Below are 23,765 nucleotides of genomic sequence, written 5' to 3' on the forward strand. Positions count from 1 at the left end.
CACCAGCACCACAGCCACCCCCACCCGCGACCCCGCCCCGCCGCCCCCACGCCCCCTGGACGCCATCGACCAGGACATCCTGCGCATCCTCCAGGCCGACGGCCGCGCCTCGATACGGTCGGTCGCCGAGCGGGTCCACGTCTCGCGGGCCAACGCCTACGCGCGGATCAACCGGCTCGTCGAGGACGGCGTCATCCGCGGCTTCAGCGCCCGCGTCGACCACGAACGCGCCGGTCAGGGCACATCGGCGTACATCACCCTGAAGATCGTGCAGAACACCTGGCGCACGGTGCGCGAACAGCTCCGCGAGCTGCCCGGGGCCGCCCACATCGCCCTGGTGGGCGGCGACTTCGACGTCCTGCTGCTGGTGCACACACCCGACAACAGGGCCCTGCGCGAGCTGGTCCTGACCCGTATCCAGGCGATCCCCCAGGTGCTCAGCACCCGCACCCTGCTGGTCTTCGAGGAACAGGACCTGGAGCCCCGCCCCTGACCCGGCGCCCGGCGGTCACCGCACCTCCCGCAGCCCCCCGAACACCAGCCGCACCACCGCGTCGGCGACCTCGCGCTCGCCCGCGCCCCGCCCGTCGGGCCGGTACCACTCGACGATCGAGTTGATCATCCCGAAGACCAGCCGGGTCGCCAGCCGTCCGTCCAGGTCGTCCCGTATGTCCCCCTCGGCCGCCGCCGCCTTCAGCAGCTCGGCGACCCGGTGGTCGAAGTCGCGCCGCCGCTCCAGCGCCCACCGCTCGGTGGCGGTGTTGCCGCGCACCCGCAGCAGCAGCGTCACGTAGGGCAGCTCGGCTATGAGCACCTCGACCATGCGCCGTACGACGTGCTCCAGCCGCCCGGCGGCGGGCCCCACGCGCGCGTGCTCCTCGTCGAGGATGCCGAAGAGACCGTCCAGGGCCCGGCTGACCGCCCGGCGCAGCAGCTCCTCCTTGCCGGAGACGTGGTGGTAGATCGACGACTTGGAGATGCCGGCCGCCTTGGACAGGTGCTCCATGGAGGTGCCGTCGTAACCGCGGTCGTTGAAGACCCGCACCGCGACGGAGAGCAGGCTTTCCGGGGTGTACGTGTCGCGCTTGGCGGTGGTCATGAGGGGCGGTCCTCCCGCTGGTCGGAGGCGTGGGCGTGCAGGTACAGCGCCAGGGACGGCGCGCAGCGGCCGGAGGGGTCGCGCCGGTGCAGGGCGGAGAGCAGGTCGTACGCCCAGCGCGGGCCGAGCGAGCGCTCCCACGCGAAGGGCCCGGCGGGGTAGTTGACGCCCAGCCGCATGGCCGTGTCGACGTCCTCCGCGGTGGCCACGCCCTGCGCGACCGCCTCGTGGGCGAGGTCGATGATCCGTGCCACGGTCCGCGCGACGATCATGCCGGGGACGTCCCCGATGACGCTGACCTTCTTGCCGAGGGCCTGGAAGAGGCCGGTGGCCTCCCGAAGGGTTCCGGGCCGGGTGCCCTGGCCGACGGAGAGGGCGACCCGGGTGGCCCGGCGGTAGTCGAGGGCGAGATCGAAGCGGACGGCGTCGCCGGACTCCGCGCAGGTCCGTCCGTCGGCGAGGCACAGGTCACCGCCGCCGGGCAGGACCAACCGCGCGCCGCCCGACTCCCCGCCCTCCCGCACCTCGGTGCCCGCCTCCCGCACCTCGATGCCCGCCTCGCGGATCATCGCGACCAGCTCGGCGGCCGGACCGCCCAGGTCACCGTGCACGACGAGGTACGGGGGCGGGCCGGCCGGTGCGGCGGTGTGCGGCTCGGACCGCTCGGCGCCGTCCCGGTAGTCGTACCAGCCCTGTCCGCTCTTGCGGCCCAGGCGGCCGGACTCGACCAGGCGGCGCTGGGCGAGCGACGGGGCGAAGCGCGCGTCCTGGAAGAAGGACCGCCACACGGAGTGCGTGACGGACTCGTTGACGTCCTGCCCGATCAGGTCGGTCAGCTCGAAGGCGCCCATCCGGAAGCCGCCGCACTCGCGCAGCACCGCGTCGACGGTGGCCGGATCGGCGCCCCGCGACTCGTACACGGCGAACGCCTCGGCGTAGAAGGGCCGGGCGATCCGGTTGACGAGGAAGCCCGGGGTGTCGGCACAGGCGACCGGCGTCTTGCCCCAGGCGCGGGCGGTGTCGTACGCGCGCGTGGCGGACAGGACGTCGGTGGCGGACCCGGAGACCACCTCCACCAGCGGCAGCAGCGGCGCCGGGTTGAAGAAGTGCAGGCCGACGAGACGGCCCGGCACCCGCAGGGCGCCGCCGATGGCGGTGACGGACAGGGAGGAGGTGTTGGTGGCGAGCAGGCAGTCGTCGCCGACGACGTCCTCCAGGGCGCGCAGCAGCTCCTGCTTGACCTCCAGCCGCTCCACCACCGCTTCCGCCACCAGCGCGCAGCCGGCCAGCCCGGCCAGGTCCTCGACGGCCTCCAGCCGGCTGCGGGCCGCGTCCCGCTCACCCACCGTGAGCCGCTCTTTCTCCACCAGCCGGTCGAGCCGGGCGCCGATCGCGCCGGCCGCCTCCCGGGCCCGCCCGGAAACGGTGTCGTACAGCCGTACGGGATGGCCCGCCACCAGTGCGACCTGGGCGATGCCCTGGCCCATGGTGCCGGCGCCGACGACGGCCACGGGGCTGTCGAGGTCGAGTGCTGTCATGGGCGCGATCCTCCCGCACGCGGTTGTCCACAGATGCGGCGGACCCCCTTGTCCCGACCGATCGTTCGGTTACTCTAGCCCTGTCCGGCTGTTCCCGCCCAGGTTTCGCCCAGGCCGCGGACTCGACGAGGAGCCCGCAGAACGAGGAGTTGGTCCCGCATGCCCGCCGAACTCGACGCTCAGACCCTGATCGCCAGGCACCGGCCCACCCTCGACCAGGCCCTGGAAGCGATCCGCACGCGCGCGTACTGGTCCCCGCACCCCGAGCACCCCAAGGCGTACGGGGAGAACGGCAGCCTCGACCCGGCGGCGGGCAAGGCCGCCTTCGACGCCCTGCTCGGCACCCGCCTCGACCTCGGCCAGCCCGGCACCGACGCCTGGGTGGGCGGCGAGGTCTCCCCGTACGGCATCGAGCTGGGCGTCACCTACCCGCACGCCGACATCGACGTACTGCTGCCCGCCATGACGGCCGGACAGGCGGCCTGGCGGGACGCCGGCGCCGGAGCGCGCGCCGCGGTCTGCCTGGAGATCCTCAAGCGGATCAGCGACCGGTCCCACGAGTTCGCGCACGCGGTGATGCACACCTCCGGCCAGGCGTACCTGATGGCGTTCCAGGCGGGCGGCCCGCACGCGCAGGACCGCGGCCTGGAGGCGGTGGCGTACGCCTACGCGGAGCAGACCCGCGTGCCCGCCGCCGCGGAGTGGACCAAGCCCCAGGGCAAGCGCGACCCGCTGACGCTCACCAAGAGCTTCACCGCCGTCCCGCGCGGCATCGGCCTGGTCATCGGCTGCAACACCTTCCCTACGTGGAACGGCTATCCGGGCCTGTTCGCCTCCCTCGCCACCGGCAACGCGGTCCTCGTCAAACCGCATCCGCGCGCGGTGCTGCCGCTCGCCCTCACCGTGGCCGCCGCCCGCGAGGTGCTCACCGGGGCGGGCTTCGACGCGAACCTGGTCGCGCTGGCCGCCGAGGCCCCCGGCGAGGGCCTGGCCAAGACCCTCGCCACCCGCCCCGAGATCCGGATCATCGACTACACCGGCTCCACCGCCTTCGGCGACTGGCTGGAGACCCACGCCCGCCAGGCCCAGGTCTTCACCGAGAAGGCCGGCGTCAACACGGTCGTCGTCGAGTCCACCGACGACTACCGGGGCATGCTCGCCAACCTCGCCTTCTCCCTCTCCCTCTACAGCGGGCAGATGTGCACCACCCCGCAGAACCTGCTGATCCCCCGCGACGGCATCCGCACCGACCAGGGCCCCAAGTCCTACGACGAGGTGACCGCCGACCTCGCCGCCGCCGTCGACGGCCTCCTCGGCGACGACGCGCGGGCGAACGCGCTGCTCGGCGCGATCGTCAACCCGGACGTCAAGGCCCGCCTGGAGGCCGCCGCCGGGCTCGGCGAAGTCGCCCTCGTCTCCCGCGCGGTGCCCCACCCCGACTTCCCCGACGCGGTCGTCCGCACCCCGGTGATCGTCAAGCTGGACGGCGCGCGCAAGCACTGGGACGAAGCGGCGTACCTGAGCGAGTGCTTCGGCCCGGTCTCCTTCGCGGTAGCCGTCGACTCGGCGGCCGAGGCCACCGAACTGCTGCGCCGGGGCATCCGGGAGAAGGGCGCCATGACCGTCGGCGCCTACACCACCGACCCCGAGGTCGAACGGACCGTCGAGGAGGTCTGCCTGGAGGAGGCCGCGCAGCTCTCCCTCAACCTCACCGGCGGGGTGTACGTCAACCAGACGGCCGCCTTCTCCGACTTCCACGGCTCGGGCGGCAACCCGGCGGCCAACGCGGCCCTCACGGACGGCGCGTTCGTCGCGAACCGCTTCCGGGTCATCGAGGTGCGCCGGCCGTCCTAGGACACCTGCCCCGCGCTCCAGTGGTACAGCGTCATCGCCACGCTGGTCGCGAGGTTGTAGCTGGAGACCTGGGGGCGCATCGGCAGCGCCACCAGGTGATCGGCCCGTGCCCGCAACTCGCCGGAGAGACCGCTGCGTTCGGACCCGAAGGCGAGCAGCGCGTCGTCGGGGAGCTTCAGCCCGCGGATGTCCTCGCCCTCCGGGTCCAGCGCGAACACCGGGCCCGGTGGCAGGTCGGGTACGGCCAGCCGCTCCACGACGGTCGCGAAGTGCAGCCCCGCCCCGCCGCGCACCACGGTGGGGTGCCAGGGGTCGAGGGTGCCCGTGGTGACCACGCCGGTCGCGCCGAACCCGGCGGCCAGCCGGATCACCGCCCCCGCGTTGCCGAGGTTGCGGGGGTTGTCGAGGACCACGACGGGCGCCGTGCGCGGGGTGTGCGCCAGCCGCCGCAGGGCCGCCTCCCGCGCGGGACGTACCGCCAGGGCGGCCACGGCGGTGGGGTGCGGACGCGGCACGAGCGAGGCGTACGCCGCCGGCGTGACCTCGGCGAGCAGGCCGGCCAGCCGCTCCCGTACGTCCGGGGCCAGCTCGTCGGCGAGCGCGAGCGCCGCTTCCCGGTCGGCGGTGACCGCCATCGGGACGTCCGCTCCGAAGCGCAGCGCGTGCTTGAGGGCGTGGAAGCCGTCGAGCAGGACACAGCCGCCGGCGAGACGGCGCCAGGCACGCAGGGGGTCGGTCGGGCCGGTCGTCGGGGCTGTCGGGTCGGTCGGGTCGGTCGGGTCGGTCGGGTCGGTCGGGTCGGACATGCGCCGAAGCCTATGTGCCCACGCGCCTGCGCCACCGCGGCCTACACGCCCACGCACCTGCGCCACCGCGGCCTACGTGCCCACGCGCGTCGGTCCGGCGTCCTCCGGGACGCGCTGGGCCGGCACCACGGCCGTCCCGCCCCGGCGCCGCACCAGCCGCCCGAGCCGCCCCCGCGCCCGCACCCGCGTCCGCGCCGCCACCCCGCCCAGCCGCCGCAGGAACGCCGTCGGCAGGAACACCGCGTCGGTCACGATCATCGCCAGGGAGAAGAACGGCAGCCCGAGCACCACGGCGATCACCGCGTGCTCAACCATCATGGCGGCCAGCAGCACGTTCTTGACCCGCCGGTTGAACAGCGTGAACGGGAACGCGACCTGCACGATGACCGTTCCGTAGGTGATGAGCATCACCAGGGTGCCGCTGGCCGCCAGCGGGCCGGCGAGCTGCGGCCAGGGCGAGAAGTACTCCAGTTGCAGGGGGTAGTAGACGGCGGTGCCGTCCTGCCAGCGCGAGCCCTGCACCTTGTACCAGCCGGCGGTCGCGTAGATCAGACACGCCTCCGCCATGATCACCAGAAGCGCCCCGTTGTGCACGATGTTGGCGATCACGTCGAGCAGGATGCGCGGCTCACCGCCGGTCGCCCACCGCCCCACGGCCCACCACAGCGCCTGGCCCAGCCACACGCCCCACAGCAGCGCCGGCACCAGCCACTCGGCACCGCCGAACCGGCCCGCCGGCGTCACCACGGCCAGCACCAGCCCGAGCCCGCCCCACAGCACCACCCCGGTCCGGTCCGCGGCCCGCTCACCGCGCGCCCGCGCCTCCGCCGCCCGCCGCGCCCGGCGCGCGTCCAGCGACCACACCTGCCCGCAGCGCGTGAAGACGAGGTAGACGCTCATCAGGTGCAGCACGTTGTCGCCGCCGTCACCGACGAAGACGCTGCGGTTCTGCAGCGACAGCACCCCGGCCATGAACAGCACCGACACGGTCCGGGTCCGCCACCCCAGCACCAACAGGACGCTCGCCAGCACCGACAGCCCGTAGACCACCTCGAACCACAGCCGGCCGTCGGACCACATCAGCGCCGTGAACGCGCCGTTGTCCGCGGTCAGCTGCCGGGCGAGGTCCCAGCTCCACGGCCCGTCGGGCCCGTACAGCTCATGGCGGTGCGGGACCTCCCGCAGCAGGAACAGCAGCCAGGTGGCGCCGAACCCGATCCGGATCACCGCCGTCTGGTACGGGCCGAGGGCGGCCTCCGTGACCCGGGCGATACCCCGGGAGACCGACAGGGCGACGCGGTTCACGCCACGCCCCCTTCCGACTCGCTGCGGGGCACCCGCCACCAGGGCAGTTCACGCCGCTCGGCCCGGTCGGAGACCTGCTCGCCGCTCCAGTCCGGCGGCGGCACCGCGCGGGTCAGGGAGCGGTACTGGACCAGGTCCAGGACATCGCCCGGCCGGGCCGCGCCCGCCCGGTCCAGGCGCAGCACGGCGATGCGCCGCAGATACGTCTCGGACAGCGCCCCGCGCAGCCCCACCGGGCGGTCGTCGGAGTCATGGGTGGCGACGTAGAAGTCCCAGGCGCGGCGCAGCTCGTTCTGCTGGGTGTGGCTCGGCAGCGGGTTGCCGTCGATGGCCCGGCCGTCCGCCGCGGACAGGTCGTACCAGCCGGTGCTGCGGACCCCGCCGTCCGCCGTGCTCAGCTCGGCGCGGACCTGGACGGAGATGTTCTGCTGGAGCGGGTTGGGCGCGAACAGCTTCCAGTTCTGCTCGAACTCCGGGTAGATCCACTCCTCGATCGCCTCGCCGTGCTGCTTGGTGACCGTGTTGGACGGGGCCACGTGCAGGAACGTCATGCCGAGGTGGACCGAGACCACGGCGGCGACGACCGCCAGCGCGAGGGCCGCGCCGACCTGGTAGCGCGGCGAGAGCGCGGCGACCCCGGTCCGGACAGCGTCCCCGGTCCGGACAGCGTCCCCGGTCCGGACGCCGTCCCCGGTCCGGACGCCGTCCCCGGTCCGGACGCCGTCCCCAGTACGGACGCCGTCCCCAGTACGGACGCCGTCCCCAGTACGGACGCCGTCCCCAGTACGGACGCCGTCCCCAGTACGGACGCCGTCGCCGGTCCTGGCACCGTCGCCGGTCCGGGCACCGTCGCCGCCGGCCGGCCCGTGCCGGGCGTCGGGCCCCGTGTCGTACGCGTCCATCCAGCCCCCGCTCCCGCATCCGGCGTCCGTCGTCGCGCGCCCCGCTCGGCGGGACGCGCACGCGAACGGTACTCAGCGGGACGCGCACCCCGCAGCCGTACGGACCCGCAAGCCGACCCGCGGCCGACCCGGAACGAACCCGGAAGCCACCCCGCACCCGACCCGGAACGAACCCGGAAGCCACCCCGCACCCGACCCGGAGCAGGAGGGCCGCCCTCAGATCACGTGCCCCGGCTCGCCCGAGTCCGTCACCACCGGACGGCCCGCCGCGGCCCACACCTGCATGCCGCCGTCGACGTTCACCGCGTCGATGCCCTGCTGCGCCAGATACATGGTGACCTGCGCCGACCGCCCGCCGGACCGGCAGATCACATGGACCCGCCCGCCCTCGGGCGCTGCCTCGGCCAGCTCCCCGTACCGGGCGACGAACTCGCTGATCGGGATGTGCAGCGCCCCTTCGGCGTGACCCGCCCGCCACTCGTCGTCCTCGCGGACGTCCAGCAGGAAGTCGTCGTCCTTCAGGTCCGTGACCTCGACCGTGGGCACACCAGCTCCGAAACTCATGCTCCGACGCTACCGGAACCCGTGTCCGGCGCGGCCTGCCCCAGCAGCGCGGCCAGCTCCGCCTCCCGCTCGGCCACCTGCGCCGTCAGCTGCTCGGCGATCTCCTCCAGCAGCTTGTCGGGATCGTCCGGGGCCAGCCGCAGCATCCCGCCGATCGCACTCTGCTCCAGCTCGTTCGCGACCCGCGTGAGCAGTTCCTTGCGCTCGGCCAGCCACTCCAGCCGGGCGTACAGCTCCTCGGCGAGGCTCGGCCCCCGCTCCTGCTGCGGCCCGGCGTCCCACTCCTCGGCCAGCCGCCGCAGCTCGGCGGCGTCGCCGCGGGCGTAGGCGGCGTTGACCCGGGTGATGAACTCCTCGCGCCGCGCCCGCTCGCCCTCCTCCTGCGCCAGGTCGGGGTGGGCCCGGCGGGCCAGCTCGCGGTAGAGCTTGCGGGCCTCCTCGCTGGGCCGCACCCGCTGCGGGGGCCGTACCTCCTGCCCGGTGAGCATCGCCGTGGCCTCCGGGAACAGCCCGTCCCCGTCCATCCAGCCGTGCAGCAGCTCCTCGACCCCCGGCAGCGGCATCAGCCGGGCCCGCGCCTCGTCGGCGAGCCGCTGGTCCTCCGCGTCACCGCTGCGCGCGGCCTTCGCCTCCAGGATCCGCGCCTCCAGCTCGTCCAGGCGGGCGTAGACCGGGCCGAGCCGCTGGTGGTGCAGCCGGGAGAAGTTGTCGACCTCCACCCGGAAGGTCTCCACCGCGATCTCGTACTCGATGAGCGCCTGCTCGGCGGCCCGTACGGCCTTCTCCAGCCGTTCCTCGGGCCGCGCGGCACCGCTTTGCTCAGCTTCCGGGGTCGTCACACGCCCACCCTAGGCCCTGCCTCCGACCGGCCGGGGGCCGCACCCACACACCCCCTGCTCCGACCGGCCAGGGGGGGCCGCACCCGCACACCCCCAGCCCCGGCCGACCGGGGCCCGCCCCTGTACGCGGCCGTCCCGCCACGGCTCTCACACCCCCAGCTCGGCCGCGACCCGTCCCGCCCGCACCGCCGCCACCAGCTCCGCGTGGTCCGCCTCCGTGCGGTCGGCGTAGGCGACGGCGAACGCGGCCACCGCCTCGTCCAGCTCCTCGTTCTTGCCGCAGTACCCGGCCACCCGGCGCGGGTCGGCGCTGTGCGCGTGGGCGCGGGCCAGCAGCGCGCCGGTCATCCGCGCGTAGTCGTCGACCTGGTCGGCGGCGAGCGCGGTCGCGTCCACGCTGCCCTTGCGGTTGCGGAACTGCCGTACCTGGAACGGCCGTCCGTCCACCGTGGTCCAGCCCAGCAGGATGTCGCTGACGACCTGCATCCGCTTCTGCCCCAGCACCACCCGCCGCCCCTCGTGAAGCCCCGGCTGCCCCGCCCCGGGCACCTCGAAGCCGGCCGCCGCCAGATGCGGCACCAGCGCCGACGGCCGGGCCTCCTTCACCTGGAGCACCAGCGGCTCGCCCCGGTGGTCGAGGAGCAGCACCACGTACGACCGGGTTCCGACACTGCCCGTGCCGACCACCCGGAACGCCACGTCGTGCACCGCGTACCGGGCCAGCAGCGGAAGCCGGTCCTCCGGCAGCGTCGTCAGGTACTCCTCCAGCGCCGCCGCCACCATCGCCGCCTCCGCGTCCGGCACCCGCCGCAGCACCGGCGGGGCGTCCACGAACCGCCGCCCGCCGTCCTCCGTCGACTCGGTCGACCGGGCCGCGAACCGCCCGCTGGTGTTGTTCCGCGCCTTCTCCGCGACCCGCTCCAGCGTGCCCAGCAGATCGTGGGCGTCGGTGTGGGAGACCAGCGCCTCGTCGGCGATGGCGTTCCAGGCGTCCAGCACCGGCAGCCGGGCCAGCAGCCGCATCGTGCGCCGGTAGGCGCCCGCCGCGTCCCACGCGGCCCGCCGACAGGTGTCCTCGTCGGCCCCGGTCTCCCGGCCCGCCAGCACCAGCGACGCCGCCAGCCGCTTCAGGTCCCACTCCCAGGGACCGTGGACCGTCTCGTCGAAGTCGTTCAGGTCGATGACCAGCCCGCCCCGGGCATCGCCGTACAGGCCGAAGTTGGCCGCGTGCGCGTCTCCGCAGATCTGCGCCAGGATCCGGGTCATCGGCGTCCGCGCCAGGTCGTGGGCCATCAGACCGGCCGCGCCGCGCAGGAACGCGAAGGGGGTGGCCGCCATGCGCCCCACCCGTATCGGGGTCAGTTCCGGTATCCGGCCCCGGCTGGACTCCTCGACGGCCCGCACCGCGCCGGGACGCCCGGCGTCCAGGTCGAGCGTCGCGTGCGCGGACCGCGGCACGATCCGCCGCAGCGCCTTCCCCTCGGCCTTCGCGGCACCGCCCCAGGAACCGGCCCCGGCCCCGCTCCCGGCCCAGGAACCGCCCCCGGACCACCGGGCGAACCCGGGCACGACCGGTATCCGTTCCCCGGGCACGACCGGCACGACCGGTATCCGTTCCCCACCCGTCCCGGCCGACAGCCCGGTCATCCGGTCGCCTCCCCTTGCCCGTACGTCACGGCCCGTACACCCTGCTCCAGCGCACGCCGGCGCACCGCCCGCACACCGCCGGCGACGCGCCTCGAAGCTACCCCCCGCCCCGCCCCGCCCGGCCGGCGCCGGAGCACTGAGACCTTCCTCACAGCAGGAGCGGAACGCCCGGGAAACACACGGGAACGCACAACGCGGAAGCCCCGTAGGTCCGAGACCTACGGGGCTTCCGTCTGGTGCGCGAGGGGGGAGTTGAACCCCCACGCCCTTGCGGGCACTGGAACCTGAATCCAGCGCGTCTGCCTATTCCGCCACCCGCGCATTGGGTGTGTCCTCCGGCTCCTTGCCCCGTTTCCCGCGGCCCGGCGCCTTCCGACATGCAGAACATTAGCACGCTGGCCGGGGTGGATTCACATCCCTTTCCCGCCCCCGGCGCCACCCCCGGGGCACGTCCCGGTGGGAAGCCGTTCACGTATCAACCTCGTACCGGTCCGGCCCGTCCCCCCGTGCGCGGGCCGGGTCCACAGCCCGGTGCGGGACACTGGTCGTCGAGCGGCTCTACGATCCTGGGCAGGAGTACGCGCGACAGCGCGTCCCGCGGCGTTCGAAGAGGAGCTCCAGCGGGAACTCCGAGAGGCAGTCGACACCCTTCGACCGGGCCGCAAGGGGGAACCAGCCGATCGACCCGCGCGTGGATACGATCAGTAAGCAGTACCAGGTAGGCAGTACGCAGGTAAGCGGTACGCGAGCAGGCAGTACGCAGGGCAGCAGTACGCAAGGCAGCAGCACGCAGGGCAGTGAACAGGACGGCAGCGACGGAGGAGGTGCCCCATGGGAGTCCTGAAGAAGTTCGAGCAGCGTCTCGAAGGTCTGGTCAACGGCACCTTCGCGAAGGTCTTCAAGTCCGAGGTACAGCCCGTGGAGATCGCGGGCGCGCTGCAGCGCGAGTGCGACAACAACGCGACCATCTGGAACCGCGACCGCACGGTCGTCCCCAATGACTTCATCGTGGAGCTGAGCACGCCCGACTTCGAGCGCCTCAGCCCCTACTCCGGCCAGCTCGGCGACGAACTGGCCGGAATGGTGCGCGACTACGCCAAGCAGCAGCGCTACACCTTCATGGGACCGATCAAGGTCAACCTGGAGAAGGCGGACGACCTCGACACCGGCCTGTACCGGGTCCGCAGCCGCACCCTCGCCTCCTCCACCTCGCAGGCACCGGGCGCCGCCCCCGCCGCACCCCCCGCACCCCCGGCCGGCCGCCCCGGCGGCTACGGCTACCCGCCCGCCGCGGCACCGGCCCCGCCGATGCCGGCCGCGCCGCCGCCCGGCGCCCGCGGCGCGGGCGGGGGCTACGGCTACCCGCCGCCCGCGAGCGCCCCGCGGCCACCGGCCGCACCGGCGCCCGCCCCCGCACCCGGCGGACGCACCCGCCACTGGATCGAGATCAACGGTGCCCGCCACCAGATCTCCCGCGCGACGCTCGTGCTGGGCCGCAGCACCGAGGCCGACGTGCGGATCGACGACCCCGGCGTGAGCCGGCGGCACTGCGAGATCCGGACCGGAACGCCCTCGGTGATCCAGGATCTCGGCTCCACCAACGGCATCGTGGTGGACGGGCAGCACACCACCCGCGCTACGCTCCGCGACGGCTCGCGGATCGTCGTGGGCAGTACCACCGTTATCTACAGGCAAGCCGAAGGGTGATCCGGGGGCAATGTCAGAGCTGACCCTCACGGTCATGCGGCTGGGTTTTCTCGCCGTACTGTGGCTGTTCGTGATCGTGGCCGTGCAGGTCATCCGCAGCGACCTGTTCGGTACGCGCGTCACCCAGCGCGGGTCGCGCCGGGACGCCGGGCGGGACCGGCAGCAGGCCGCACGACAGGCGCCCGCACCGCAGCGCCAGCAGCCGAGCGGCGGCCGCGGCCGCCGCAACGCTCCCACCAAACTGGTGGTGACCGAGGGCACCCTCGCGGGCACCACCGTGGCCCTCCAGGGCCAGACCATCACGCTCGGCCGGGCACACGACTCGACGATCGTGCTGGACGACGACTACGCCTCCAGCCGCCATGCCAGGATCTACCCGGACCGCGACGGCCAGTGGATCGTCGAGGACCTCGGCTCCACCAACGGCACGTACCTGGACAGATCCCGGCTGACGACGCCCACGCCCATCGCACCGGGCGCGCCGATCCGCATCGGCAAGACCGTCATCGAGCTGCGGAAGTAGTGCTACACCAATGAATGAGCGCGAGCGGAGCGAGCACGCGGCGGCGGCCGGCACCCCGGGCCCCGGCGCGCTCCCGACCGGAGGGTGGGCAGTGTGGCTCGACACGACCGGCTGTACCCGGAGCCGACGGGCGAGGTGCGCATGAGTCTGTCACTGCGCTTCGCCGCCGGATCGCACAAGGGCATGATCCGGGAGGGCAACGAGGACTCCGGTTACGCCGGGCCGCGCCTGCTCGCCATCGCCGACGGCATGGGCGGCCAGGCCGCCGGCGAGGTCGCCTCCTCCGAGGTGATCTCCACCATCGTCGCCCTCGACGACGACGTGCCCGGCTCCGACATCCTCACCTCGCTCGGCACCGCCGTGCAGCGCGCCAACGACCAGCTGCGGCAGATGGTCGAGGAGGACCCCAGCCTCGAAGGCATGGGCACCACGCTGACCGCCCTGCTGTGGACGGGCCAGCGGCTCGGCATGGTGCACGTCGGCGACTCCCGCGCCTACCTCCTGCGGGACGGCGTCCTGACCCAGATCACCCAGGACCACACCTGGGTGCAGCGCCTCGTCGACGAGGGCCGCATCACCGAGGAGGAGGCCGGGACGCACCCCCAGCGCTCCCTGCTGATGCGCGCGCTGGGCAGCGGCGACCACGTCGAACCCGACCTGTCCATCCGCGAGGTGCGGGCCGGCGACCGCTACCTGATCTGCTCCGACGGACTCTCCGGCGTCGTCTCCCACCAGACGATGGAGGACACCCTCGCCAGCTACCAGGGCCCCCAGGAGACCGTGCAGGAGCTGATCCAGCTCGCCCTGCGCGGCGGCGGCCCCGACAACATCACCGTGATCATCGCCGACGTCCTCGACCTGGACACCGGCGACACCCTCTCCGGGCAGCTCTCCGACACCCCGGTCGTGGTCGGCGCCGTCGCCGAGAACCAGGCGCAGTTCGGCGACAACGGCATCATGCAGACCCCGGCGGGACGGGCCTCCGGGCTCGGCCGCCGAGGAGCCGGGGGCGGCGGCGAGTTCGGCCCGCCCGGCAGCGGCGACACCACCGGCTACATCCCCGCCGACGGCCTCGACTACGGCGACGACGACTTCACCAAGCCGCGCAAGAACCGCCGCTGGCTGAAGAGATCCTTCTACTCCGTCCTCGCCCTCGCCGTCATCGGCGGCGGACTCTACGGCGGCTACCGCTGGACCCAGACCCAGTACTACGTGGGCACCAACGACGACCACGTCGCCCTCTACCGGGGCATCAGCCAGGACCTGGCCTGGGTGTCGCTGTCGAAGGTGGAGAAGGACCACCCCGAGATCGAACTCAAGTACCTGCCGCCGTACCAGCTGAAGTCGGTCGAGGAGACCATCGCCGAGGGCGACCTCAGCGACGCCCGGCGGAAGATCGACGAACTGGCCGTACAGGCCTCCGCCTGCCAGAAGCAGGCCGAACGGCGCACCACGCAGAACGAGAGCAACGCGAAGACGGGCGAGGGCGAGGCCGGGGGCACCGGAACCGACCCTGTCTCCCTCACGTCCAAGGCGAGCCCGACGCCCACCGCGTCGGCCTCGTCCGGGACCGCCGAGACGCCCGATCCGTCCCCGTCCACCACCGCACCCACCCCCGATGCCGGCCCCACCCTCTCGGAGGAAGAGCAGAAGGTCGTCTCGCGGTGCGGTGAGCAGTAGGCAAGCCGTGAGAGGCCCTGTCACACGATGAGCAGTACTTCCAACTCGCCGACGCACCACACGTCCACGATCGGCGCCATCGGAGCGCCGAGCCGGCGCAACACCGAGCTGGCGCTGCTGGTCTTCGCCGTGGTCATCCCGGTCTTCGCCTACGCCAACGTGGGCCTCGCCATCAACGACGAGGTCCCCGCCGGGCTGCTGAGCTACGGCCTGGGCCTCGGCCTGCTGGCCGCCGTGGGCCACCTGGTGGTGCGCAAGTTCGCCCCGTACGCGGACCCCCTGCTGCTGCCCCTGGCCACGCTCCTCAACGGCCTGGGACTCGTCGCCATCTGGCGCCTGGACCAGTCCGACCTGCTGCAGTCCATCGAGCAGGCCGGCACCGCCGCGCCCCGGCAGCTGATGTACACCGCGATGGGCATCGCCCTCTTCCTCGCGGTCCTGATCTTCCTCAAGGACCACCGCGTCCTGCAGCGCTACACCTACATCTCCATGGTCGGCGCGCTGATCCTGCTGCTGCTGCCGCTGGTGCCGGGCCTCGGCCAGAACATCTACGGCGCCAAGATCTGGATCAAGGTCGGCAGCTTCTCCATCCAGCCCGGTGAGTTCGCCAAGATCGTCCTGGCGATCTTCTTCGCCGGCTACCTGATGGTGAAGCGCGACGCCCTCGCCCTGGCCAGCCGCCGCTTCATGGGCATCTACCTGCCCCGCGGCCGCGACCTCGGCCCGATCCTGGTCGTCTGGATCGTCTCGATCCTCATCCTGGTCTTCGAGACCGACCTCGGTACGTCGCTGCTGTTCTTCGGCATGTTCGTGATCATGCTGTACGTCGCCACCGAGCGGACCAGCTGGATCGTCTTCGGTCTGCTGATGTCCGCGGTCGGCGCCGTCGGCGTGGCCAGCTTCGAGCCCCACATCCAGCAGCGCGTGGACGCCTGGCTCGACCCGATGCGCGAGTACACGCTCTCCCAGCAGGGCGTCGTCGGCCACTCCGAGCAGGCGATGCAGGCGCTGTGGGCGTTCGGCTCCGGCGGCACCCTGGGCACCGGCTGGGGCCAGGGCCACTCCGAGCTGATCCGGTTCGCCGCCAACTCCGACTTCATCCTCGCCACCTTCGGCGAGGAACTTGGCCTGGCCGGCCTGATGGCCCTGCTCCTGCTGTACGCGCTCATCGTGGAGCGCGGCGTGCGCACCGCCCTCGCCGCCCGCGACCCCTTCGGCAAGCTGCTGGCCATCGGCCTCTCCGGCGCCTTCGCGCTCCAGGTCTTCATCGTCGCCGGCGGCGTCATGGGCCTCATCCCGCTCACCGGTATGACGATGCCGTTCCTGGCGTACGGCGGCTCCTCCGTCATCGCCAACTGGGCCCTGATCGGCGTACTGCTGCGCATCAGCGACACCGCGCGCCGTCCGGCCCCCGCCCCCGCCAACCCCGACGCCGAGATGACCCAGGTGGTCCGACCGTGAACAAGCCCCTGCGCCGCATCGCGCTCTTCTGCGGCCTCCTGGTCCTCACCCTCCTGCTCCGCGACAACTGGCTCCAGTACGTCAAGGCCGACGAGCTCAAGACCGACGACAAGAACCGCCGCGTCCTCATCGAGCGGTACGCCTCCCCGCGCGGCGACATCATCGTCGACGGCAAGGCCATCACCGGGCACGCCACCACCGAGGGCGACTTCGAGTACAAGCGCACGTACAAGAACGGCGCCATGTGGGCGCCGGTCACCGGCTTCGTCTCCCAGGCGTACGGCGCCACCCAGCTCGAAGCGATCAACGACGGCATCCTCACCGGCAACGACGACCGCCTCTTCTTCCGCAACACCCTGGACATGATCACGGGGAAGAAGAAGGAGGGCGGCAACGTCGTCACCACCCTCAGCTCCGCCGCGCAGAAGGCCGCGTACGACGGTCTGAAGGCGCAGGGCGGCAAGGGCGCAGTCGTCGCCATCGAGCCGTCCACCGGCAAGATCCTGGCGATGGCCTCCTACCCGTCGTACGACCCCTCGTCGTTCGCCGGCGGCAGCGACGCCGACGCCAAGGCGTGGAAGTCGCTGCTGAAGGAGAACAACGAGGACGACCCGACGCTGAACCGGGCCCTGCGCGAGGTCTACCCGCCCGGCTCCACCTTCAAGGTGCTCACCGCCGCGGCGGCCCTGGAGAACGGCCTCTACAAGAGCGCCGACGAAGAGACCGACTCGCCACTGCCCTGGACCATGCCGGGCACCACCACGCCGCTGCCCAACGAGGGCGACCTCCCCTGCAAGAACGCCAGCCTGCGCAACGCGCTGAAGGTCTCCTGCAACACCGTCTTCGGCAAGATCGGCTCCGATCTCGGCAACGAGAAGATGCTGGAGATGGCCAAGAAGTTCGGCTTCACCGAGGAGCAGTTCGTCCCGGTCCGCTCCAGCGCCTCGGTCTTCTCCGACGACATGGAGCCCTCGCAGGTGGCGCTCTCCTCCATCGGCCAGTTCAACACCGCCGCGACCCCGCTGCAGATGGCCATGGTGACCTCGGCGATCGCCAACAACGGCACGCTGATGCAGCCGTACATGGTCGACGAGCTGCAGGCCCCCAACCTCGACACCATCGAGAAGACCGACCCGAAGGAGATGAGCAAGCCGCTGTCCGCGGACAACGCCCAGATCCTCCAGTCGATCATGGAGACGGTCGTCAAGGACGGTACGGGAACCAACGCGCAGATCGACGGCGTCACCGTCGGTGGCAAGACCGGTACCGCCCAGCACGGTGTCGACAACAGCGAGAATCCGTACGCGTGGTTCATCTCCTACGCCAAGCAGAGCGACGGCAGCTCGCCGGTGGCCGTCGCCGTGGTGGTCGAGGACGAGAACGCCAACCGTGACGACATCTCCGGCGGCGGCCTCGCGGCGCCGATCGCGAAGAACGTCATGAAGGCCGTCATCGACAGCAAGAAGTGACCACCGGCTGAACGGGACGTGACTCCTGTCACGTCCCCTTCACATCGGTGCACGTTGCGATACCGGTCGTGTATCGGCTACCGGGCTTGGCCAGGTCGCACAGAGCGAGCCGGGTACGGTAGGCCGGACGGCAGCCTCCGACCGTACAAGCATGCCGGTCGGGACCGACGGAGAGGGCTGGTAGGTAGCTATGGAAGAGCCGCGTCGCCTAGGCGGCCGGTACGAGCTGGGCCCGGTGCTCGGCCGTGGTGGCATGGCGGAGGTTTACCACGCGCATGACACCCGGCTCGGTCGCCAGGTGGCGGTGAAGACGCTCCGCGCCGACATGGCACGCGACCCGTCCTTCCAGGCCCGGTTCCGCCGGGAGGCCCAGTCGGCCGCCTCGCTCAACCATCCCGCGATCGTGGCGGTCTACGACACGGGCGAGGACTACATCGACGGGGTCTCCATCCCGTACATCGTCATGGAGTACGTCGACGGCTCCACCCTGCGCGAACTGCTCCACAGCGGCCGCAAGCTGCTGCCGGAGCGGACGCTGGAGATGACCATCGGCATCCTCCAGGCCCTGGAGTACTCGCACCGCGCCGGCATCGTCCACCGCGACATCAAGCCGGCCAACGTCATGCTCACGCGCAACGGCCAGGTCAAGGTCATGGACTTCGGCATCGCCCGGGCCATGGGCGACGCCGGCATGACCATGACGCAGACCGCCGCCGTCATCGGCACCGCCCAGTACCTCTCCCCGGAGCAGGCCAAGGGTGAGCAGGTCGACGCCCGTTCCGACCTGTACTCCACCGGCTGCCTCCTCTACGAGCTGCTGACCGTCCGTCCGCCGTTCGTCGGCGACTCCCCGGTCGCGGTCGCCTACCAGCACGTACGGGAGGAGCCGCAGCCGCCCAGCGTCTTCGACCCCGAGATCACGCCCGAGATGGACGCGATCGTGCTGAAGGCGCTGACCAAGGACCCGAACTACCGGTACCAGTCGGCCGACGAGATGCGCATGGACATCGAGGCCTGCCTCGACGGCCAGCCGGTCGCCGCCACCGCCGCGATGGGCGCCGTCGGGTACGGCGGCTACCCCGACGACCAGCCGACCACGGCCCTGCGCGCCGACTCCGGCGCCGGCGCCACCTCGATGCTGCCGCCGATGAACCCGGACGACGGCGGCTACGGCTACGACGAGCAGCGCCCCGACCGGCGCCGCCAGCAGAAGCGCAAGTCCAACACCTCCACGATCGTGCTGGTCGTCGCGGGCATCCTGGTCCTGATCGGCGCCATCCTGATCGGCCGGGAGGTCTTCAGCAGCGGCGGCTCCGACGACGGCACGATCAGCACACCGAACTTCGTCGGCCAGACCAAGGCGGACGCCGAGCAGCAGGCCGTCAACGCCGACCTGAAGGTGGCCTTCACCGAGGACTCCTGCGAGAAGGAGGCCAAGGGCAAGATCTGCTCCCAGGACCCCAAGAGCGGCACCGACGTCGACAAGGACACGACCATCAACCTGGTGGTCTCCACCGGCGCCCCCAAGGTCGAGGTCCCCGACGTCGAGGGCCAGAGCTACTCCGACGCGGAGGCGGCGCTGGAGGAGGCGGGCTTCGAGGTCGAGCAGAAGACCGAGGAGTCCACCGAGACGCCGGACACGGTCATCTCCCAGGACCCCGCGGGCGGCACCTCGAAGGCGAAGGGCTCCACCGTCACCCTGACCGTGGCCAAGGAGACGGCCCAGGTGACCGTGCCCGACATCACGGGCAAGACGCCGGACGAGGCGAAGTCCGTCCTGGAGGCCAAGGGCCTGGTCCTCGGCAGCCAGACCACCGAGGAGTCCAGCGCCCAGGAAGAGGGCAAGATCTTCGAGCAGAGCCTCGCCCCGGGCACCGACGTCGACCGCGGCAGCACCGTCACCGTGAAGATCGCCAAGGCCCCGGCCGAGGAGACGTCGTTCGCGATGCCGAAGGTGACCGGCATGACGGTCGCCGAGGCCAAGAGCGTCCTGTCCCAGGCCGGTCTCCAGCTCTCCGGCATCGCCGGCTCGCAGGAGGACGACGCCACCGTCGTCGCGAGCAACCCGACCGAGAACACCCAGGTCAAGAAGGGCGACAGCGTCAGCCTGGTCGCCACTCCGGCGACCGACGGCAACAACGGGAACGGCAACGGGAACGGCAAGGGGAACGGCAACAACAGCAACTGGTGGGACAGCTTCGGCGACTGACGCCCGCCGTCCCCACCCCCACCACGGCAAGAGCCCCGGTCCTCCGACGAGGACCGGGGCTCTTGCCGTGGCTGCCGCTCAGCGCAGTTCCTTCGGCACCGTCCGCTCGCTGTCCACCTTCTCCGTGCGCACCAGCTCGCCCCACACGATGTACCGGTAGCGGCTCGTGTAGACCGGCGTGCACGTCGTCAGCGTGATGTAGTGCCCGGCCTTCTTCTTGCCGGACTCCTTCGGGATCTTCCCGAGGACGTCGACGTTGTACTTCGAGGTCTCCGGGAGGATGCCGTAGACCTTGTAGACGTACCAGGTGTCCTTCGTCTCGAAGACGATCGGGTCACCCTTCTCGACCTTGTCGATGTTGTGGAACTTGGCGCCGTGCCCGTCCCGGTGCGCGGCCAGCGAGAAGTTGCCCTTCTTGCCGGTCGTCGGCAGCTCCGCCTTGACCGGGTCGGTGTAGTAGCCGGCGACCCCGTCGTTCAGGATCTTCATCGAGGTGCCCTTCTCGACGAGGATCTCGCCCTTGCTCATCGTCGGGACGTGCAGGAAGCCGATGCCGGCCTTGGTGTCCAGCGCCCCGGGGCCGTCCGGACCGCCGCCGTCCTGCGCCCAGGTGTCCCGGACCTGGTCGCCCTGCTTGTCGGCCTCGCGGTCCGCCATGACGTTCGTCCACCACAGGGAGTAGACGACGAACAGGCCCATCACCAAGCCCGCCGTGATGAGGAGTTCACCGAAGACACTGACGGCCAGCGCGATCCGGCCGCGCGGGCGCGGCGCGGGCTCCGCACGGGGCGCCCCGGTGTGCTCTTCGTGATCGGTGTCGGTGGTCGCTGCCACTGGTCATCTGCCCTTAATCGACGAGTGCGTCCGGCTTGCCCTTGCTGCGCGGCCGTTCCTCGACCATCTTGCCCCACACGATCATCCGGTACTTGCTGGTGAACTCCGGCGTGCACGTGGTGAGTGTGATGTAGCGGCCGGGCCCCGTGAACCCCGACTGCTGCGGGACCGGGTCCAGCACACTGGTGTTGCTCGGCGACGTCACCGGCAGGATCGACGCCATCTTGTAGACGAAGTACTCGTCCTGCGTCTCCACGACGATCGGATCGCCCGGCTGGAGCTTGTTGATGTACCGGAACGGCTCGCCGTGCGTGTTGCGATGCCCCGCGAGCCCGAAGTTGCCGGTCTTGGCGTCCGGCATCGCCGTCTTCAGCGCTCCCTCGGCGTAGTGCCCGACCATGCCCCGGTCGAGCACCTTCTCGTTGCTGATGCCCTCGGCGATCGGCACCACGACGTCCAGCTTCGGGATGTGCAGCAGCGCGAAGCCCTGACCGGGCTCGAAGGTCCCCGGGTTGCGCTTGCCGTCGGCCCAGTCGTCCTGGAGGCTGCTCGCCGCCTTGTCCGCCTGCGCCTGCGCCCGCACGTTCGTCCACCACAGCTGGTAGGTGACGAACAGCAGCATCAACACACCGGTGGTGATGAACAGTTCGCCGATCGCCCGGCTGGCGACCGTCGCCGCGCTCGGCTTGCTCGCCCGGGCCAGCCGCCGCGCCTCGACCCGTGTGAGGGGCGCTCTCGGACCCTCGTCGCCCCCCTGCGGCGCCGTCGGGCCCGCGGGCGCCTTGGCGGCGCCCGACGCCCGGCGGGCGGCCCCACGGCCGCCCTGACGCCGTTTGGCGGCCTTCCTGCGGGCCGCACGGCCGCCCGGGACGGGCGCGGAGGCGCTTCGTCCGGCGCTCGTCCGCGCCGCCGGGTCCACGACCCGCAGCGCCACCGTCTCGTCGTCGTACCGGCCGCCGCCCCCGAGCGCGCCCTGGTCCCCGTACGGCTCCTGCCCGTACGAGGTCCCCGCCGGGCCGGCGTCACCGTGCGCCGGGGCGTCACCGTGCGCCGGGGCGTCCGCGAACGCCCCCCCGGACAGCCCGGCCGCCTCGGCGCCGGGCTCCCGCTCGGGGCGCAGCGCGGTCACGCCGTGGCCCTGCCCACCACCGGGGCGAGCCCCGCGGACCTCGCCACCGCGCCTTCGTCGCCGCACTCCGCCAGCCAGTTGGCCAGCATCAGGTGTCCGTGCTCGGTCAGCACCGACTCGGGGTGGAACTGCACGCCCTCGACGGGCAGTTCCCGGTGCCGCAGCCCCATCACGATCCCGTCGGGCGTGCGGGCGGTCACCTCCAGCTCCGCCGGCACCGTGCCCGGCTCGGCGGCCAGGGAGTGGTAGCGGGTCGCCGTGAAGGGCGAGGGGAGGCCGGCGAAGACGCCCTTGCCCCCGTGCTCGACCGGCGAGGTCTTGCCGTGCAGCAGCTCCGGCGCCCGGTCCACGACGCCGCCGTACGCCACCTGCATCGACTGCATGCCGAGGCAGACGCCGAAGACGGGGACGCCGGTGGCCGCGCAGTGCCGGACCATGTCCACGCAGACGCCCGCCTGCTCGGGCGCGCCCGGCCCCGGGGACAGGAGCACTCCGTCGAAGCCGTCCTGGGCGTGCGCCGTGGACACCTCGTCGTTGCGCAGCACCTCGCACTCGGCGCCCAGCTGGTACAGGTACTGGACCAGGTTGAAGACGAAGCTGTCGTAGTTGTCGACGACGAGAATCCGCGCACTCACTGGTTGTCCACCGTCACATCGTTGAAGGGAAGCAGCGGCTCGGCCCACGGGAAGACGTACTGGAACAGGACGTAGACCACGGCCACGACGAGCACGAGCGAAAGGAGCGCCTTCACCCATACGTTTCCCGGCAGATGCCGCCAGATCCAGCCGTACATGCCGTCCCTTCCGTCGCACCACGGCACCAGAATCACGCCGTACGCCACCAGACTAACGGCGCGACGCCTCCGGTTTCCCGGCCTCCGCGGGGCCGGTCACTCCACGGGCTCGGCGTAGTGCAGGTCCACCGTGCCCGAGTAGCCGGGGAGCGTGACCGCGCCGTCCTCCTCGACCTTCCAGCCGAGTCCGTAGACGTTGACGTACACCATGTAGTTCTGGATCGCCGGGGACGCCGACAGCGCCTCCTTCAGCTTCTCCGGGTCGCCGACCGCCGTGACCTTGTACGGCGGTGAGTAGACGCGGCCCTGGAGGATCAGCGTGTTGCCCACGCAGCGCACGGCGCTGGTGGATATCAGCCGCTGGTCCATGACCTTGATGCCCTCGGCGCCGCCCTGCCACAGCGCGTTCACCACGGCCTGCAGGTCCTGCTGGTGGATCACCAGGTAGTCGGGCTCCGGCTCGGGGTAGCCCGGCAGCTTGGCGGTGGCGTCCGGCGGGGCGTCGTCCAGGGTGACCGTGAGCGCCTCGCCCTTCAGCTCCTGCGTGCCAGCGCGCCGCTCCAGGGCGGCGAGCTTGTCGTCCTCCGCCTCGGTGCTGCCGTCGTCGCGTTCGGCGAGGGCCTCGATGTCGTCGCGCAGGGCGGCGTTGGTCTCGTCCAGCGCGCCGTTGTCCCGGCTGCGCTCCTGGATGAGGTCGGACAGCTTCAGCAGGGAGTCGTCGGTGCGGATGTCGGTGCCCCTGGCCGTGTCGAAGCTGGTGAAGAAGATCAGCCCGGCGAGCGCGAAGACGGCCGCGGTCAGGGCCCGTACGGGCCGGAAACGGCGTCGGCGGGCAGCACTGGAACCGGCCTGGGGGGAGTCGGCAGAATTGCTCAACGTACCCTTATCTCCTTCGGCGCCACGGAAGCACTACGCTAACGGACGCCCGGACCCAGTTCCCTGCGCGGCCACGCAGCGCATCGACAGGAGAGACCCTCGTGCCGAAGTCACGTATCCGCAAGAAGGCAGATTTCACGCCGCCGCCGGCGAAGCAGTCGACGAGCATCAAGCTGAACAGCCGTGCCTGGGTCGCCCCCGTCATGCTGGCCATGTTCCTCATCGGCCTCGCGTGGATCGTGGTGTTCTACGTGACCGACGGCTCGCTGCCGGTCGAGAGCCTGGGCAACTGGAACATCGTGGTGGGCTTCGGCTTCATCGCCGCCGGGTTCGGCGTCTCCACGCAGTGGAAGTAGCGCCCACCCGCTGGTGAACGCAGCTCTGCCCACGGCTATCCACTGAGTTATCCACAGCCCTTGTCCACACGCTGGGGAAAAGAAACGACGATCTGTGGATAACTCACCGGACGTTGACGCCGGTACGACAGACATACCGGTAACCGAAAATACGTTCGCCCCCGGCTGACCTGC

Annotated in this window: 22 protein-coding genes and 1 tRNA gene; 9 read left to right on the plus strand and 14 right to left on the minus strand. The window is 71.8% G+C overall.

Features of this window, described 5'->3' with window-relative positions:
* The first annotated feature begins 55 nt into the window (after nucleotides 1-55).
* A complete protein-coding gene (locus tag J7I94_RS25255) occupies nucleotides 56-493 on the plus strand; it encodes an Lrp/AsnC family transcriptional regulator (RefSeq protein ID WP_215170456.1) in 438 nt (145 codons plus the stop codon).
* A gap of 15 nt (nucleotides 494-508) precedes the next feature.
* Here the strand turns inward: J7I94_RS25255 and J7I94_RS25260 are convergent, their stop codons facing one another.
* Complete coding sequence (locus J7I94_RS25260) at nucleotides 509-1,099, minus strand: TetR/AcrR family transcriptional regulator (protein WP_215170344.1); 591 nt, start codon at nucleotides 1,097-1,099, stop codon at nucleotides 509-511.
* On the minus strand, nucleotides 1,096-2,637 hold the full coding sequence (locus J7I94_RS25265; RefSeq protein ID WP_215170346.1) for a 3-hydroxyacyl-CoA dehydrogenase: 1,542 nt from the start codon (nucleotides 2,635-2,637) through the stop codon (nucleotides 1,096-1,098). The genes J7I94_RS25260 and J7I94_RS25265 overlap by 4 nt, the downstream gene beginning before the upstream one ends.
* 159 nt (nucleotides 2,638-2,796) lie before the next feature.
* On the opposite strand from J7I94_RS25265, the gene paaN reads away from it, so the two are divergent.
* A complete protein-coding gene (paaN, locus tag J7I94_RS25270) occupies nucleotides 2,797-4,491 on the plus strand; it encodes a phenylacetic acid degradation protein PaaN (protein ID WP_215170348.1) in 1,695 nt (564 codons plus the stop codon).
* Here the strand turns inward: paaN and J7I94_RS25275 are convergent.
* The 7 genes from J7I94_RS25275 to J7I94_RS25305 form a co-directional block, all read right to left on the minus strand.
* Nucleotides 4,488-5,297: an RNA methyltransferase gene (locus tag J7I94_RS25275; RefSeq protein WP_215170350.1), complete on the minus strand. Its 810-nt coding sequence runs from the start codon at nucleotides 5,295-5,297 to the stop codon at nucleotides 4,488-4,490. The two genes, paaN and J7I94_RS25275, sit on opposite strands and share 4 nt — an antisense overlap.
* 72 nt (nucleotides 5,298-5,369) lie before the next feature.
* Complete coding sequence (locus J7I94_RS25280) at nucleotides 5,370-6,602, minus strand: HTTM domain-containing protein (RefSeq protein WP_215170352.1); 1,233 nt, start codon at nucleotides 6,600-6,602, stop codon at nucleotides 5,370-5,372.
* The gene (locus tag J7I94_RS25285; RefSeq protein WP_215170354.1) at nucleotides 6,599-7,504 is read right to left on the minus strand and encodes a DUF5819 family protein; all 906 of its coding nucleotides are present in this window, start codon (nucleotides 7,502-7,504) and stop codon (nucleotides 6,599-6,601) included. The genes J7I94_RS25280 and J7I94_RS25285 overlap by 4 nt, the downstream gene beginning before the upstream one ends.
* Nucleotides 7,505-7,720: 216 nt before the next feature.
* Nucleotides 7,721-8,050: a rhodanese-like domain-containing protein gene (locus J7I94_RS25290; protein WP_215170458.1), complete on the minus strand. Its 330-nt coding sequence runs from the start codon at nucleotides 8,048-8,050 to the stop codon at nucleotides 7,721-7,723.
* Between the two features lie 14 nt (nucleotides 8,051-8,064).
* Complete coding sequence (locus J7I94_RS25295; RefSeq protein WP_215170356.1) at nucleotides 8,065-8,907, minus strand: hypothetical protein; 843 nt, start codon at nucleotides 8,905-8,907, stop codon at nucleotides 8,065-8,067.
* Between the two features lie 147 nt (nucleotides 8,908-9,054).
* Nucleotides 9,055-10,554: a DUF2252 domain-containing protein gene (locus tag J7I94_RS25300; protein ID WP_215170358.1), complete on the minus strand. Its 1,500-nt coding sequence runs from the start codon at nucleotides 10,552-10,554 to the stop codon at nucleotides 9,055-9,057.
* 234 nt (nucleotides 10,555-10,788) lie between these two features.
* Nucleotides 10,789-10,875 (minus strand) — tRNA-Leu (locus J7I94_RS25305).
* A 510-nt stretch (nucleotides 10,876-11,385) separates the two neighbouring features.
* Between J7I94_RS25305 and J7I94_RS25310 the strand changes: the two genes are divergently transcribed.
* The 6 genes from J7I94_RS25310 to pknB all read left to right on the plus strand — a co-directional run bounded on the left by J7I94_RS25310 (nucleotide 11,386) and on the right by pknB (nucleotide 19,603).
* A complete protein-coding gene (locus J7I94_RS25310) occupies nucleotides 11,386-12,261 on the plus strand; it encodes a DUF3662 and FHA domain-containing protein (protein WP_215170360.1) in 876 nt (291 codons plus the stop codon).
* 10 nt (nucleotides 12,262-12,271) lie between these two features.
* Complete coding sequence (locus J7I94_RS25315) at nucleotides 12,272-12,784, plus strand: FHA domain-containing protein (RefSeq protein ID WP_215170362.1); 513 nt, start codon at nucleotides 12,272-12,274, stop codon at nucleotides 12,782-12,784.
* Nucleotides 12,785-12,925: 141 nt separating this feature from the next.
* Nucleotides 12,926-14,464: a Stp1/IreP family PP2C-type Ser/Thr phosphatase gene (locus J7I94_RS25320; RefSeq protein ID WP_215170460.1), complete on the plus strand. Its 1,539-nt coding sequence runs from the start codon at nucleotides 12,926-12,928 to the stop codon at nucleotides 14,462-14,464.
* Nucleotides 14,465-14,491: 27 nt separating this feature from the next.
* Nucleotides 14,492-15,925: an FtsW/RodA/SpoVE family cell cycle protein gene (locus J7I94_RS25325; protein WP_215170364.1), complete on the plus strand. Its 1,434-nt coding sequence runs from the start codon at nucleotides 14,492-14,494 to the stop codon at nucleotides 15,923-15,925.
* Nucleotides 15,922-17,394: a penicillin-binding protein 2 gene (locus J7I94_RS25330; protein WP_215170366.1), complete on the plus strand. Its 1,473-nt coding sequence runs from the start codon at nucleotides 15,922-15,924 to the stop codon at nucleotides 17,392-17,394. The genes J7I94_RS25325 and J7I94_RS25330 overlap by 4 nt, the downstream gene beginning before the upstream one ends.
* A 190-nt stretch (nucleotides 17,395-17,584) precedes the next feature.
* A complete protein-coding gene (pknB, locus tag J7I94_RS25335) occupies nucleotides 17,585-19,603 on the plus strand; it encodes a Stk1 family PASTA domain-containing Ser/Thr kinase (RefSeq protein ID WP_215170367.1) in 2,019 nt (672 codons plus the stop codon).
* 78 nt (nucleotides 19,604-19,681) lie between these two features.
* On the opposite strand, the gene J7I94_RS25340 is transcribed toward pknB, so the two are convergent.
* The 5 genes from J7I94_RS25340 to J7I94_RS25360 all read right to left on the minus strand — a co-directional run bounded on the left by J7I94_RS25340 (nucleotide 19,682) and on the right by J7I94_RS25360 (nucleotide 23,235).
* On the minus strand, nucleotides 19,682-20,437 hold the full coding sequence (locus J7I94_RS25340) for a class E sortase (protein WP_215170370.1): 756 nt from the start codon (nucleotides 20,435-20,437) through the stop codon (nucleotides 19,682-19,684).
* A gap of 13 nt (nucleotides 20,438-20,450) precedes the next feature.
* Nucleotides 20,451-21,566 (minus strand): class E sortase, encoded by a 1,116-nt coding sequence (locus J7I94_RS25345; protein ID WP_374198416.1) that lies wholly within the window; start codon nucleotides 21,564-21,566, stop codon nucleotides 20,451-20,453.
* Entirely contained in the window at nucleotides 21,563-22,201 is a 639-nt protein-coding gene (locus J7I94_RS25350; RefSeq protein WP_215170374.1) for an aminodeoxychorismate/anthranilate synthase component II, read from the minus strand. Before J7I94_RS25350 ends, J7I94_RS25345 begins: the two co-directional genes overlap by 4 nt.
* Complete coding sequence (locus J7I94_RS25355; RefSeq protein ID WP_215170376.1) at nucleotides 22,198-22,359, minus strand: hypothetical protein; 162 nt, start codon at nucleotides 22,357-22,359, stop codon at nucleotides 22,198-22,200. The genes J7I94_RS25350 and J7I94_RS25355 overlap by 4 nt, the downstream gene beginning before the upstream one ends.
* Before the next feature lie 96 nt (nucleotides 22,360-22,455).
* On the minus strand, nucleotides 22,456-23,235 hold the full coding sequence (locus J7I94_RS25360; RefSeq protein WP_215170378.1) for a DUF881 domain-containing protein: 780 nt from the start codon (nucleotides 23,233-23,235) through the stop codon (nucleotides 22,456-22,458).
* Between the two features lie 101 nt (nucleotides 23,236-23,336).
* Here J7I94_RS25360 and crgA point away from each other — a divergent pair, with 101 nt between their 5' ends.
* A complete protein-coding gene (gene crgA, locus J7I94_RS25365; protein ID WP_215170380.1) occupies nucleotides 23,337-23,591 on the plus strand; it encodes a cell division protein CrgA in 255 nt (84 codons plus the stop codon).
* Nucleotides 23,592-23,765 lie beyond the last annotated feature (174 nt).

Source organism: Streptomyces sp. ISL-12, from assembly GCF_018614415.1.
Classification (GTDB): Bacteria; Actinomycetota; Actinomycetes; order Streptomycetales; family Streptomycetaceae; genus Streptomyces.